Source organism: Thauera phenylacetica B4P (assembly GCF_000310225.1).
Classification (GTDB): domain Bacteria; phylum Pseudomonadota; class Gammaproteobacteria; order Burkholderiales; family Rhodocyclaceae; genus Thauera; species Thauera phenylacetica.
Window position 1 is genome coordinate 1 of record NZ_AMXF01000648.1, and the last position, 298, is coordinate 298.

Here is a 298-nt window from a genome sequence, read left to right on the forward strand (position 1 = left end):
GCCCGCCGCCGGCCGGCTTCGGCGCACGCGCCGAGGCCATCGCCACCCGGCTGCTCGCCCTGCAGCGCGGCGAGGCCCTGCCCGCCGGCGCGACCGCCCCGGAACCCACGGACACCCGCCAGGCGCAGGAGCGCGCCGCGCTCGAGCAGCTCGCGAAGGAGATGCTCGCCAGCCTCGCCCACGTCGAGCAGGTGCTGGACGACTTCTTCCGCAACCCCGCACGGCGCGAGCCCCTGCTCCAGCTCCACCAGCCGCTGCAGCAGATCATCGGCGCGCTGAGCATGCTCGGCGAGACCGA

General features: G+C 76.2%; 1 protein-coding gene. It reads left to right on the forward strand.

Annotated features, from left to right (window positions below; translation table 11 throughout):
* A partial coding sequence (locus C667_RS24115; RefSeq protein ID WP_004393791.1) for a hypothetical protein occupies nt 1–298 on the forward strand: 298 nt, incomplete at both ends.